Genomic DNA, 12,857 nt, shown 5'->3' on the forward strand with positions numbered 1-12,857 from the left:
GTCCCTATTCCATAGGGACTTTTTTTGATACTTTATAGAGTTCTTCTATTATCTCCTTGGTCTTTAGTTCATCTTGAATATAATAAGATAGAGTTTTACCTTCAATAGTTCTATAACTTGCTACACCAGGTAATGTAGAAAATTTAAAATCTTTCTTGTCTATTCCAAATGCTTCTTTTCCATATTTCAAAGCTTCATTTAAACTAATATCTGTATTTACATGTTCAAAGCTGCTTTTAACAACTAAAGGTAACCTTGCTCCTAGAGATTTATTTAAAAGAGAAAATAAGAACTCTTGCTGTGCTTTTATTCTACCTAAATCTCCTTCTTTATAACCAACTTTATTATTATTTCCTTTTCTATATCTTAAAAATTGTACAGCTTTTTTGCCGTCTAAAACTTGTTCTCCTTTTGGTATATCTATATATAGTGGAGGTTTCGATGTAGGATCTTCATATTTCATATGAAATGGCACATATACTTCTACACCCCCTATAGAGTCTACTATATTCTCAACCCCTTTATAATCAACCATAACATAGTGGTGAACAGGTGCCTCTCCAAGCATGTATTCAATAGTTTTTTTTAAACCTTCTATTCCATGATCTCCATATACCGCATTAATCTTTCTCTGTTCTGCTTTTTCATATCCCTTTCTATAAACATAAGTATCCCTAGGAATAGAAATAAAATCAACCCTTTTGTATTCCCTATCAAAAGAAGCAAATATAATAGTATCTGTCCTTATATCATCCATTCCTAATAATATAAAATTAATCCTATCACTTCTTTCTATACCTTCTTCTAAGGAATTTATAGGTTTTTCTGTATCTTTTTCTTTTTTATCTTTCTCAGAAAGTTTTATATCTTTCTCTGCGCTTTTATTTATATTATTATATATAAGATTTTTTTCTCCATTGTTAAACTTTAAAAAAGTATAAGAACCTAATAAAAAAGCAATAAAAAAACATATGAAAGCTAAACTAAAGTATTTTAAAAAGTTTTTCATCTAATATACAATTTTCTACCTCCCTTCAAACAATGTATAATCATATTTTATACAATACTTAGTTTTTTACTCTTATTTTTAACTATAAAAAATTAAGCATTTAGTGATTTTTTACCAAAAATAGTTAATAAAATAGTTTTTCACAAAAAATAAATTCCCTGGTGAAATTCACCAGGGAATTTATTTAACTTTATAATATTTATCTTGAGTAATCGTAGAATCCTTTACCAGTCTTTCTTCCTAATTGTCCACCTCTAACCATCTTTCTTAATAATGGATGAGCTCTATATTTTGAATCACCAAATTCAGTATATAGTACATCCATAATAGCTAAACAAACATCTAAACCAATTAAATCTCCTAAAGCTAAAGGTCCAATTGGATGATTTGCACCAAGTTGCATTGCTTGGTCAATATCTTCAGCTTTTGCTACTCCATCACCTAATATTCCTACAGCTTCATTAATCATTGGAATAAGTATTCTATTTACAACAAATCCTGGAGCTTCTTCAACTTCAACAGGAGTTTTTCCTAGTTTTTCTGATAATTCAAATACTGCATTTCTAGTTTCTTCACTAGTTGCAATTCCTTTAATAACTTCAATTAATTTCATAACTGGAACTGGATTAAAGAAATGCATTCCAATTACTTTGTCAGGTCTATTTGTAGCGCTTGCAATTTCAGTTATTGATAAAGAAGAAGTGTTTGTTGCGAGTATTGCATCTTCTTTGCAAACTTCATCTAATTTAGCAAAAGTTTCTCTTTTAATATCCATGTCTTCGGCAATAGCTTCAATTACTAAATCACAATCTTTTAAATCTTCATACTCTGTAGTAATTTGTATTTTGTCTAATAACTTGTTCTTATCATCTTCAGTAATTTTTTCTTTTTTTACTAATCTACTTAAGCCTTTATCAACATGTTTTGCACTTGCTCTTGGGTTATCTGGATCAATATTTCTAACCCACATAACAACGTCACAACCATTTTGAACTAAAACTTGAACAATTCCTGAAGCCATAGTACCTCTTCCAAGTATTCCAACCTTTTGCATAAAAACACCTCCAAAAATTATCTTAAAATTATCTTAATTTATAGTCAGGTTTGCGTTTTTCTAAAAACGCTCCCATGCCTTCTTTTTGATCATCTGTTGTAAAACAAAGTCCAAATAGATCTCTTTCAATTGCCATTCCTGTTTCAATATCTGTTTCAATTCCTCTATTTATAGCAGCTTTTGCAAATCTAACTGCTATTTGTCCTTTTGATAAAATAGTTTTCGCTAATTTCATTGCTTCTTCCATTAAATCATCTTGAGGAACTACTTTATTTACAAGTCCTATTCTATAAGCTTCATTAGCATCTATCATGCCTGCTGTAAAGATTAATTCCTTTGCTCTTCCCATTCCTACTAATCGAGCCAGTCTTTGAGTTCCTGCAAATCCTGGAATTATTCCAAGACCTGTTTCAGGTTGTCCAAACTTAGCTTTATCTGACGCTATTCTAATATCACAGCACATTGACAATTCACAGCCTCCGCCTAACGAGAAACCGTTTACCGCAGCTATAACAGGCTTTTCCATTAACTCAATTTTTCTAAATACACTTAAACCATTTCTTGCAAATTCTCTTGCTTCTTTAGAGCCCATATTCTTCATTTCTGCTATATCTGCACCTGCTACAAAAGCTCTTCCCTCACCTGTTAATATAACAATATGTACCTCTTCATCTTTATCTATCATATCTACAGCTTTATCTAGCTCTTTCAATACTTGAGTATTGAGGGCATTTAATGCTTCAGGTCTATTAATTGATAATATACCTATATTGCCTTCTTTTTTGAAAACTAAATTTTCAAAATCCATTCTATCCCTCCTCATATTGCTATCTTTGTCTCTATTTATTTACATTTTATCAAAACTTCCAAAATAAATCAATGGTAAGTTTGATAACCGATTAACAATCTTTGTCCCTTAGAGTAGTCTTAATTAAAAGTTCTTGATATTTCTTAGTTTATCTCCTTTGTTCTCCATTTTTTAATATTTATTTTCTTTAATTTATAAGTTATTTTTTATTATATTTATAATTTTAAGCTTTTTACGGGATTTTATTATTTAAATCTATACCTTTACAATATAAGAAATGTAATTATAGCTAATTAATAATTTACAAGTATTTATTTTTTGTTAAAATAATATCGAAAATAACGTTTTTATAAAGAGATTATAAAAGCTATAGAATAGGTAATTAATTACCTATTCTATTATTCTCTATATCTTTATAAACCTTACTCCCTGTTGCTCTTCTTTGCCTTTGATATTTTCCGTCATAAGGATTCAATGCTTCTTTGTCCATAAGAGCAAATACCAATTGACAAACCCTTCTTCCAGAAATAAGTTTTATAGGAAGTCTGTTGGCATTATATAATTCAAGAGTTATTTCCCCCTCAAAACCTGGGTCCACCCATCCTGCATTTTGAATAAAAAGTCCCATCCTACCTATTGAACTTCTTCCTTCAACAAAAGCTGTCAAATAATTAGGCAGTTTAATGTATTCCATAGTAGTAGCAAGTAAAAAAGAATTTGGTGGAATAATTATCTCATCACTTTCAATCTCTATATATTCTATCTCTTCTTGAAGACACATAGATTCAACCCTGTTTTCATCAACTTTCAAAAAATGTCTTCCTAATCTTATATCTACACTAGCCGGTTGAATTTGCTTATCTTCTTCAATTGGATCTATTATAAGTTCTTTATCTTCAATCATCTTTTTAATAGTTCTATCTGATAGTATCAATTTTTATCTCCCCTTTAGTATCCTGGCTTTTCTATTAATCTAAACATATTCTTCTTATATTCTTCGACTCCTGGCTGATCAAAAGGATTAACTCCCATTAAATATCCACTAATAGCACAACTTTTCTGGAAGAAATAAATTAGTTTTCCAAAATATATTTCATTTAACTCAGGAATATTTATAATTATATTTGGTACTCCTCCTTGTGTATGAGCAAGAACAGTACCTTCAAAAGCTTTTTTATTTACAAAGTCTATTGTCTTTCCTGAAAGAAAATTAAGCTCATCTAAATCTTCACTATCTTTATTGATTTTTATATCTTTTTTAGGCTTCTCAATATTTATAGTAGTTTCAAAAATATTTCTTCTTCCATCCTGAATAAGCTGACCTAAAGAATGTAAATCAGTAGTAAAATTTACTGACGAAGGATATATTCCTTTTAAATCTTTTCCTTCACTTTCTCCAAATAATTGTTTCCACCATTCTTGAAAATAAAATAGACTTGGTTCATAACTTGCTAATATTTCTATATCTATTCCTTTTCTATACAAAATATTCCTTAAAAGAGCATATTGATAGGAATAGTTGCTATCTATATCTAAAGTAGCATATTCTTCCATCCCTTCTTTAGCACCTTCCATTAACTTATCTATATCTATACCTGCCACTGCAATAGGGAGTAAGCCTACAGATGTAAATACAGAATATCTGCCTCCAATATCATCTGGTACTGTAAATGTTTCATATCCTTTTGCAATAGACATTTCTTTTAATATTCCTTTTTCTTTATCTGTAGTAATATAAATTCTTTCTTTAGCTTTTTCCCCGTATTTTTCCATCATATATTCTCTAAATATTCTAAAGGAAATAGCAGGTTCTGTAGTAGTTCCAGATTTAGATATTACATTAATACTTATATTTTTTCCATCCATCAACTCTAACAATTCAAGTATATAAGTACTACTTACATTATTTCCTACAAAATATATTTCTGGTCCTTTTCTTTTGTCTGAACTCAACTGGTTGTAAAAAGAATGGTTTAAAGCTTCTATACAAGCTCTAGACCCTAAATAGGAACCTCCTATTCCTATAACAATAAATACATCTGAATCACTTCTTATTTTTTTAGCTGTTTCTTTTACTCTTTCAAATTCATCTATGTCATAATTTTGAGGATAATCCAACCAACCTAAATATTTTGACCCTGCACCTTTTTTTTCATGTAAAATATTATGTGATAGATTTATATATTCTTCTAAAGATTTTAGCTCATGATCTTTTATGAAACTCTTGGAATAATCTAAATAAATATTATTCATGAAATCCCTCCTATTATATTTAAAAATTACTTATAACTTATAATATCACAAATTTTAAAAAATAAATCCTGGAAGCTTAAGCTTCCAGGATTTATTCCATTACTTCCATTAAAACTACTGCAAGATCATCATCTTGAGTGCCCCAATTAAATTTATTAACTTCTCCTTCTAATCTCTTTATTACATTTGTCGTTCCCTTTTCTATTACTTCTATTACTCCTTCTATACCAAACTCTTTTTTAGATTTATTTTGAATCTCTGTAATACCATCTGTATAAAAAAGAATCTCATCACCTTTATTTAACTTTATAGAGTCTTCCTTATATTTTATCTCATTAAATATATAAGAAATAGGAAATCCTCTAACCTTAAGAAGCTTTATCTCTTCTCCATTAAATAATATTGGTACACAGTTATGTCCAGCATTAGAATATCTAAACTCATTAGTTTCAGTATTCATAACGCCATAAAACATAGTAAAATATTTATCATCATCCAAATCTAAGTCTATAAATCTTTTATGAAGTTCAGTAAGAGCTTTTGAAGGACTTTTAATTTCTTCTTTTATAGCTCTCATAGTTTGCCTTACAAACATAGTCATCATAGAAGCCGTAATACCATGACCTACTACATCTGATATATATATACCAATATGTTGATCATCAATATAAAAGATATCAAACATATCTCCACTTAACATTTCGCATGGCTTGTATAAAAAATCTATTTTAACATTTTTATATATGCCTCTTTGAGGAAGTATTTTTCTTTGAAGAGTTTTAGCAAAACCTAAATCTTTACTCATTTTTTTATTTTTTTGTTTTATTTCCCTCTCCAATTTTCTCTCTCTTGTAACATCTCTAAAAACTTCAACTGCTGCATATACATTGCCTTCAGAATCCGCTACAGGAGAACTTTTAACTGAAAAAATTCTATCTCCTACAATTTCTTCTTTTTGAACTATATCTCCAGTTGCAATACTTCTTTCTGTAATACAAAAAGTACATGGTCTAATTTTACCAATAGCTTCATAACATTTTCTTCCTTCTAAATCTTGACCAAGACTTTCCTTCATAGTTTTATTTGCATATATAATGGTGCCTTCTTTGTCTATAACCCTTACCCAGTCGGCCATTCCTTCTAAAACATGATAATTTAACATACTATAATTCTTATACTCTTTCATCTTTTCTTCGATGAAACTAAATTTTTCTTTATTTATCATATTTCTCACCTATATTTTTCAAATTAAACACCTTATACCTATCATATCATAGCTTATAATTAAAAAAAAGCTTTATTTAAAATGGCTAAAGAACATCTATCCTAAAAGAATAGATGCTCTTATATCTATTTAATAACTAAATTATATGCTATATTTAAAAAACTCTAATTGAATATATATTTTTGTGAAAATATTTACATAAAAGTTCTAATAAATGAATAACCTAATTTAGCACCAAAAAATATAATTATTATGCCACATACAATGTTTATCCATTTTATAATATTGTTATTAAATTTCTCATGGAATATTGACACAATAGTAGAAAGTGATGTAAACCAAATAAATGAGGCTAAGCAAAATCCCATTATAAAGTATTTACTAAACCCTTCAGGAATAGAAGCATTATATGCCCCTAAAAGTATTGAACCATCCACTAATGCTTGAGGATTTAACCAGGTAACAACAAAACAATCAACTATTATTCTAATTAAAGGCTTTTCAGTATCAACATCATTTGATATTTTGGGAGAAGATTTTAATAAACTAATCCCTATGTAAATAACTATTATACTACCAAGCAACATAATTATTCCTTGTAATATAGGGACTTTTTTTAGTAATGCTCCTATACCAAAAAAACATGCTAAAGCTAAAGAAATGTCAAAAAATATAGTAACAAATGCAACTTGATAAGCTTTAGACCTGCTTTCTCTTAAAGCTGAATTGATAACATAAAGATTTTGCATACCAAGAGGTGCTACATAACCAAGACCTAACATTAAACCTTGTAGTAAATACTTCATAATAAATCCCCCTTATAATATAGTTTTAAAATCGCATTTTATTATTGTTATAAATATTGCAATGTTTATGCCACTTTCTAATATATCTTAAAGAGTGAAATTCCAACAAACTCAAGAATAAAACAAAAAAAGCTGAAAAAACATGCCTGTTTTTCAGCTTTCCCGCCTATTTTTAAGCAGTAATTTGTATTTTCTTAAAATTTACATGAATATCTTCAATATACTTTATTTCCATATATAATATTTATTATTTGTTGCTAAAATTTACTTTTTCCTCTCTTTCTTCTGATGCTCTAGCTAATGCGTATATAAGATCTGCCAGCCTATTTACATATTTTATTACAATAGGATTTATATCTGCACTATTTGACAATGTAATAATTCTTCTTTCTGCTCTTCTACATATAGTTCTAGATACATGTAAATAAGCAGAACCCTTTCCAGAACCAGGTATTATAAATCCTGTAGGTTTACTTACTTTTGCCATATATTCGTCAATTTTTTCTTCTAAAAATCTTATATCCTTTTCTTCTATACTATATGGAAGCTTAGTTATATCTTCTGTTGCAAGAGTTGCTGCTACTGTAAATAACTTATTTTGTATTTCAGTAATTAGGTCATACATTTCCTCATCATCAACATAATTTTTAGCTAGACCTAAAGAAGCTACTAATTCATCAACAGTACCGTAGCTTTCAACTCTAATAGAATCCTTGGAAACTCTCTTATTATCAAATAAACTAGTCTTTCCTTTATCTCCAGTCTTTGTATATATATTCATATATATTCCTCCCAAAATAAAAATTCTTTATTATATATATACTCGATTTCTAAAAAATCAAACCTTTCTGGTAAAATAAAAATATTAATTTAAATAAATTATTTTCTAGGAGGTCTTGGACCATAGTATTGATAATAATCTACTCTTATTCTTCCATTAAACAGTTTTCTTCTTCTGTCAGCTTTCTTCCCATAAAGTTTTTCAAATCCAGTATTAGATGTCAAAATATAAATAGACCAAGTATCAAGTTTGTTGAATTTTTTCCCAATTTCTCTGTATAATTTTTCTACCTCTTTTTTTTCACCTATTCTCTCTCCATAAGGTGGATTTGATATTATTACACCATATTCATCATTTAATTTTAAGTTTAAAACATCTTCAGTTTTAAACTCTATACAATCATCTACCCCTATTTCAAATGCATTTTCTTCAGCAATTTTGGCTGCCTTTTTATCTATATCTGAAGCTATAATCTTTAAATCTCTATCCTGTATTATTGCTTTTCTAGCAGAAATTCTCTCATCTTTCCAATATTCTTTCTTCACTCTAGGCCATTCTTCGGAAACAAAATTTCTTTGAATACCTGGTGCAATATTTTTGCCTATCATAGCTGCCTCTATAGCAATCGTTCCAGATCCACAGAAAGGGTCTACTAAAACTCTTTCATGATTCCAAAAACTTAATTGAACTAATGCCGCTGCTAAAGTCTCTTTAATAGGTGCCTCTACACTTTCTAATCTATAACCTCTTTTATGTAATCCCTCTCCACTAGTATCTATAGTTAGTGTAGCAATATCTTTTAAGATAGATACTTGAATTGTAAATTTAGCTCCTGTTTCCTTAAACCATTCTGTATTATACTTTGTTTTAAGCTTTTCAACCACTGCTTTTTTAACAATAGATTGACAATCTGGTACACTCATTAATTTTGAATCTACAGCTTTTCCTACAACCGTAAACTCCCCATCTTCTGTTATCCAATCTTCCCATGGAAGGGCTTTTGTTTTTTCAAACAACTCTTCAAAAGAAGTTGCTTTAAATTCTCCCATCTTTAAAAGTACTCTATCAGCTGTTCTCAGCCAAATATTTGCTTTTGGAATAGCTTTTTCATCGCATTTAAAAGTTACTTTTCCATTTTCTACTTCTATATCTTCATATCCTAAAGCTAAAACCTCTCTTTTAACTACAGACTCCAATCCAAAAGTAGATGTAGCTATTAGTTCTATTTGCTCCATTTTATCTCTCCTTTGATATTTGTCTAAACAATATTATACTCTAATTTTTAAATAATTACTTTAATTTCTTTATTTTATGTGTATTTTTTAAACAACTTGGGTATATATTTTACCAGATAGGAAATAAACCCTTATGGGAATTTAAAAATATTTAAGGAGGAATATTATTATGAAAAGTTTAGGAACAATGTTACAAAGTGGAGATTGGAAAGGTGAAAAACACGTACCTGTTATTCATGCCCCAGAAAAAGTTAAAAAAGGTGAAGAATTTGAAATAAAAACACTTGTTGGAGAAGAAATAGCTCATCCAAATACTTTAGAACATCACATTGCATGGATTAAAGTATTTTATCATCCAGAAGGAAGTAAATTTCCTATTGAAATAGGAAACTATGATTTTTCAGCACATGGTGAAAGCGAAATATACACTGAACCTTATGTATCTTTTAAATTTAAAGTTGATAAACCTGGAACAATACATACCATGAGCTATTGCAATATTCATGGTCTTTGGGAAAATAGTGTTGAACTAGTTGTAGAGGACTAATTAGTCCTCTTTTCTTTTTCCCCTTGACAAATACATATAACATATAATATTATATATCATAAACTATAAAATACATATTGAGATAAAACAATGAAAGATTCAGTAGCTATTTATGGTTAAAGGACAGAGAATAGACTATTGGTGAGAAGTCTATAACCTATAAAGAAGCGAATTACAATCTGGAGTTTCAATGGGAGACCATTGCGTTTATCATACGATAAAATGATTAGAGGCTATATGCAAATTAAGGTGGTACCACGGGTGTTTTCTCGTCCTTTGAGGAGAAAAACACCCTTTTTATTTGTATAAAAAATCATTAATATAAATTTCAAGGAGGGTAAAAAATGGAAAATGTGTTTGATATCCTGAAAGAAAGAGGATATATTGATCAAGCAACATATGAAGATGAACTTAAAGAATTATTAGGTAAGGAACCTATAAATTTTTATATTGGATTTGATGCTACAGCTGATAGTTTAACTCTTGGACATTTTGTTCAAATAATGGTAATGAAACATATGCAAAATGCTGGACATAGACCTATAGCTCTACTAGGTGGAGGCACAACTATGGTTGGAGACCCTAGCGGAAAATCTGATATGAGAAAAATGATGACTAAGGAACAAATCGATTATAACGCAAAGAGATTTGAAGAACAACTTTCAAGATTTATCGACTTTGATGATAATAAAGCAATGGTTGTTAATAATGCTGATTGGTTATTAGATTTAAACTTCTTAGAATTTATGAGGGAAATTGGTGTACATTTCTCTGTAAATAGAATGCTTTCCTTTGATTGTTATAAAAACAGATTAGATAAAGGATTAACTTTCTTTGAATTTAGCTATATGTTAATGCAATCCTATGACTATTTAAAACTATATAGAGAACATAATTGTCGTCTTCAAGTTGGAGGTAGTGACCAATGGTCAAATATTTTAAGTGGATATGAATTAGTTAGAAAATTAGAAAATGCTAAAGTATATGCTATGACATTTAAACTTCTAACTACTGCCGCTGGTACTAAAATGGGTAAAACAGAAGCAGGTACTATCTGGTTAGATCCAGAAAAAACCCCACCATATGAACTATATCAATATCTAAGAAATGTAGACGATAGGGACGTAGAAAACTTCCTAGCAGTCTTAACTTTCTTGCCTATGGAAGAAGTAAGAAAACTAGGAGCTCTAGAAGGAGCAGAAATCAACAAAGGGAAAGAAGTTCTAGCTTTTGAAGTAACTAAAATGGTTCACGGAGAAGAAGAAGCCTTAAAAGCTCAAAAAGCTGCTAAATCTTTATTTGAAGGTGGAATAAAATCTGATTCCATACCTACTACGGAAATTTCTAAATCAGAACTAGAAAAAGGAATAGGAATACTAAATCTATTGACAGAAGTAGGCCTTACTAAATCTAACGGAGAAGCAAGACGTTTAATCAAGCAAGGTGGATTATATATGGAAGATAAAAGACTTAGTGATCCAAATAAAATAATAAATATTGAAGACTTTACTGACAATAAATTACTACTAAGGAAAGGAAAGAAAGTTTATCATCAGGTAAAACTTGTTTAGTCCTGTAAATACTCTTAAACATAAAAGTTCTGCAAAAATTTGCAGGACTTTTTATTTTTTTCCCATATTTCTTCCATATGGCTTATTACCCATATTTTAAGGGTTTATCTTGAAAAAACTTAATGTTATACTCTTAAAAAATCATTCTTTAGAAAGGAGGAGTGGAAAAGAATTTTTTAAAATAAAGGGAGGAAATATAAAATGAGAAAAAATATTAAAAAGTATTTACTATCATTGTCCATTGCTGCATTTCTATTTTCACCAATAAGTTTAGCTCATGCAGCAAATTATACCACTATAAAATACTATCCTAGAACCAGATATCAGTATAAAATAAACGAAGATTGGAATAACTACTTAATAACCTATATTCCAAGATACAAATATAACAACACTACTGAACAAAATAAAGTTATAACCGAAAAAGAAAGCATTACTAAACCTACAAAAAATGTAGTAGAGAAAAATACCCCTACTGAAAATAATACACAAAAAGAAGTTAATCAAAACATATCAACTAGTGCAAATGCTGAAGAATTAAAAGTTGTCGAACTAGTTAATATAGAGAGAAAAAAGGCAGGTTTGTCCCCACTATCTTATAATGAAGAGCTTTCTAAAGTAGCTCGCATAAAATCTCAAGATATGGCGGACAAAAACTATTTTAGCCATAACTCTCCTACTTATAAAGACCCTTTCACTATGATGAAAAACTTTGGAATAAAATACGGACAAGCTGGTGAAAATATTGCTAAAGGATATTTAAGTGCTGAATCTGTAATGAATGGCTGGATGAATTCTTCAGGCCATCGTGCAAATATTTTAAATTCAAACTTCAAAAAAATTGGTGTAGGATACGTAAATAAAGGTGGTACTACCTACTGGACACAAATGTTTACAGACTAATCCTTGACTATATGTGTATAAATGTTATAATAGATAGTTAGAATTCTAATGATTAGAATTCTAACTATCTATTTTTATTTGAGGTGATTTAATGAATAATAAATCTGATTATGAAGATATAAGGCATAATTTAATTAAATTTATGTCCCTATTTCATAGATTATTTAGACCAACTTTTAAAAGGGAGACAGATGGAGAATATAAATGCAATAAAAATCAAATAAGAGCCATTATGATTATTGGAAGATCTGATAAAATCTCTCCCAGTGTATTATGCGAATATATGGATATGGAAAAAGGGAGTATTACAACTTTAATTGACTCTATGGAAAAGATGGGTTTAGTATTTAGAGAAGATGATCCAAAAGATAAAAGAAAAATATGGATCCAGTTAACTAATGAAGGCAAAGAATACTTTATAAAACAAGAAGAAAAATTTATATCTCAAATAGAGGAACTATTTAGTACAATACCAGAAAAAGAAGTTGATGAATTTAAACAAAGTCTAAAAACTATAGTGACAATATTGGATAAAATAAAGACCAGCTAATTAAAGTCAATAGATTTTAGCAAAATAATATTTAATGTTTTTTGGAAAAATTAATAATAAAAAAATGCACACCTAATAAACCAATAATTATTGGCTTAAAAAACGAAACTGTTAT

Annotated in this window: 13 protein-coding genes and 1 other annotated feature; of the genes, 4 read left to right on the forward strand and 9 right to left on the reverse strand. The window is 28.9% G+C overall.

The window, feature by feature from the left end; all coding sequences use genetic code 11:
* Positions 1–4: 4 nt before the first annotated feature.
* From FYJ27_RS10400 to FYJ27_RS10440, 9 genes are all read right to left on the reverse strand, one after another.
* Positions 5–1,009, reverse strand: a complete 1,005-nt coding sequence (locus FYJ27_RS10400) for an LCP family protein (protein WP_154484781.1) — start codon at positions 1,007–1,009, stop codon at positions 5–7.
* 199 nt (positions 1,010–1,208) lie between these two features.
* Entirely contained in the window at positions 1,209–2,063 is an 855-nt protein-coding gene (locus FYJ27_RS10405; protein WP_154484782.1) for a 3-hydroxybutyryl-CoA dehydrogenase, read from the reverse strand.
* Between the two features lie 28 nt (positions 2,064–2,091).
* Positions 2,092–2,871 carry a short-chain-enoyl-CoA hydratase gene (locus FYJ27_RS10410; protein ID WP_154484783.1) on the reverse strand — a complete coding sequence of 260 codons (780 nt, stop codon included), beginning with the start codon at positions 2,869–2,871 and terminating at the stop codon, positions 2,092–2,094.
* Between the two features lie 382 nt (positions 2,872–3,253).
* Positions 3,254–3,805, reverse strand: a complete 552-nt coding sequence (gene dcd, locus FYJ27_RS10415) for a dCTP deaminase (RefSeq protein WP_154484784.1) — start codon at positions 3,803–3,805, stop codon at positions 3,254–3,256.
* Between the two features lie 14 nt (positions 3,806–3,819).
* The gene (locus FYJ27_RS10420) at positions 3,820–5,124 is read right to left on the reverse strand and encodes a glucose-6-phosphate isomerase (RefSeq protein WP_154484785.1); all 1,305 of its coding nucleotides are present in this window, start codon (positions 5,122–5,124) and stop codon (positions 3,820–3,822) included.
* A gap of 91 nt (positions 5,125–5,215) precedes the next feature.
* Positions 5,216–6,349, reverse strand: coding sequence for a SpoIIE family protein phosphatase (locus tag FYJ27_RS10425; protein WP_154484786.1), 1,134 nt, complete (start codon positions 6,347–6,349; stop codon positions 5,216–5,218).
* Between the two features lie 194 nt (positions 6,350–6,543).
* On the reverse strand, positions 6,544–7,155 hold the full coding sequence (locus FYJ27_RS10430; RefSeq protein WP_154484787.1) for a LysE/ArgO family amino acid transporter: 612 nt from the start codon (positions 7,153–7,155) through the stop codon (positions 6,544–6,546).
* A 247-nt stretch (positions 7,156–7,402) separates the two neighbouring features.
* A complete protein-coding gene (locus tag FYJ27_RS10435; protein ID WP_154484788.1) occupies positions 7,403–7,936 on the reverse strand; it encodes a cob(I)yrinic acid a,c-diamide adenosyltransferase in 534 nt (177 codons plus the stop codon).
* A 98-nt stretch (positions 7,937–8,034) separates the two neighbouring features.
* Positions 8,035–9,171 (reverse strand): THUMP domain-containing class I SAM-dependent RNA methyltransferase, encoded by a 1,137-nt coding sequence (locus tag FYJ27_RS10440; RefSeq protein WP_154484789.1) that lies wholly within the window; start codon positions 9,169–9,171, stop codon positions 8,035–8,037.
* A gap of 169 nt (positions 9,172–9,340) precedes the next feature.
* Here FYJ27_RS10440 and FYJ27_RS10445 point away from each other — a divergent pair, with 169 nt between their 5' ends.
* The 4 genes from FYJ27_RS10445 to FYJ27_RS10460 all read left to right on the forward strand — a co-directional run bounded on the left by FYJ27_RS10445 (position 9,341) and on the right by FYJ27_RS10460 (position 12,742).
* Complete coding sequence (locus tag FYJ27_RS10445; RefSeq protein ID WP_154484790.1) at positions 9,341–9,718, forward strand: class II SORL domain-containing protein; 378 nt, start codon at positions 9,341–9,343, stop codon at positions 9,716–9,718.
* Positions 9,719–9,799: 81 nt separating this feature from the next.
* Positions 9,800–9,998 (forward strand) — a binding site (T-box leader).
* A 64-nt stretch (positions 9,999–10,062) separates the two neighbouring features.
* A complete protein-coding gene (gene tyrS, locus FYJ27_RS10450) occupies positions 10,063–11,289 on the forward strand; it encodes a tyrosine--tRNA ligase (RefSeq protein ID WP_154484791.1) in 1,227 nt (408 codons plus the stop codon).
* A gap of 201 nt (positions 11,290–11,490) precedes the next feature.
* Complete coding sequence (locus FYJ27_RS10455; protein WP_154484792.1) at positions 11,491–12,192, forward strand: CAP domain-containing protein; 702 nt, start codon at positions 11,491–11,493, stop codon at positions 12,190–12,192.
* A gap of 91 nt (positions 12,193–12,283) precedes the next feature.
* Positions 12,284–12,742, forward strand: a complete 459-nt coding sequence (locus FYJ27_RS10460) for a MarR family winged helix-turn-helix transcriptional regulator (protein WP_154484793.1) — start codon at positions 12,284–12,286, stop codon at positions 12,740–12,742.
* Positions 12,743–12,857 lie beyond the last annotated feature (115 nt).

Origin of the sequence: Anaerosalibacter bizertensis (assembly GCF_009696605.1) — a bacterium.
GTDB lineage: Bacteria > Bacillota > Clostridia > Tissierellales > Sporanaerobacteraceae > Anaerosalibacter > Anaerosalibacter bizertensis.

Coding starts and splice junctions, on each gene's coding strand:
- FYJ27_RS10400 (WP_154484781.1), bottom strand. CDS start 1,009: ATGAAAAACTTTTTAAAATACTTTAGTTTAGCTTTCATATGTTTTTTT.
- FYJ27_RS10405 (WP_154484782.1), bottom strand. CDS start 2,063: ATGCAAAAGGTTGGAATACTTGGAAGAGGTACTATGGCTTCAGGAATT.
- FYJ27_RS10410 (WP_154484783.1), bottom strand. CDS start 2,871: ATGGATTTTGAAAATTTAGTTTTCAAAAAAGAAGGCAATATAGGTATA.
- FYJ27_RS10420 (WP_154484785.1), bottom strand. CDS start 5,124: ATGAATAATATTTATTTAGATTATTCCAAGAGTTTCATAAAAGATCAT.
- FYJ27_RS10425 (WP_154484786.1), bottom strand. CDS start 6,349: ATGATAAATAAAGAAAAATTTAGTTTCATCGAAGAAAAGATGAAAGAG.
- FYJ27_RS10430 (WP_154484787.1), bottom strand. CDS start 7,155: ATGAAGTATTTACTACAAGGTTTAATGTTAGGTCTTGGTTATGTAGCA.
- FYJ27_RS10435 (WP_154484788.1), bottom strand. CDS start 7,936: ATGAATATATATACAAAGACTGGAGATAAAGGAAAGACTAGTTTATTT.
- FYJ27_RS10440 (WP_154484789.1), bottom strand. CDS start 9,171: ATGGAGCAAATAGAACTAATAGCTACATCTACTTTTGGATTGGAGTCT.
- FYJ27_RS10445 (WP_154484790.1), top strand. CDS start 9,341: ATGAAAAGTTTAGGAACAATGTTACAAAGTGGAGATTGGAAAGGTGAA.
- tyrS (WP_154484791.1), top strand. CDS start 10,063: ATGGAAAATGTGTTTGATATCCTGAAAGAAAGAGGATATATTGATCAA.
- FYJ27_RS10455 (WP_154484792.1), top strand. CDS start 11,491: ATGAGAAAAAATATTAAAAAGTATTTACTATCATTGTCCATTGCTGCA.
- FYJ27_RS10460 (WP_154484793.1), top strand. CDS start 12,284: ATGAATAATAAATCTGATTATGAAGATATAAGGCATAATTTAATTAAA.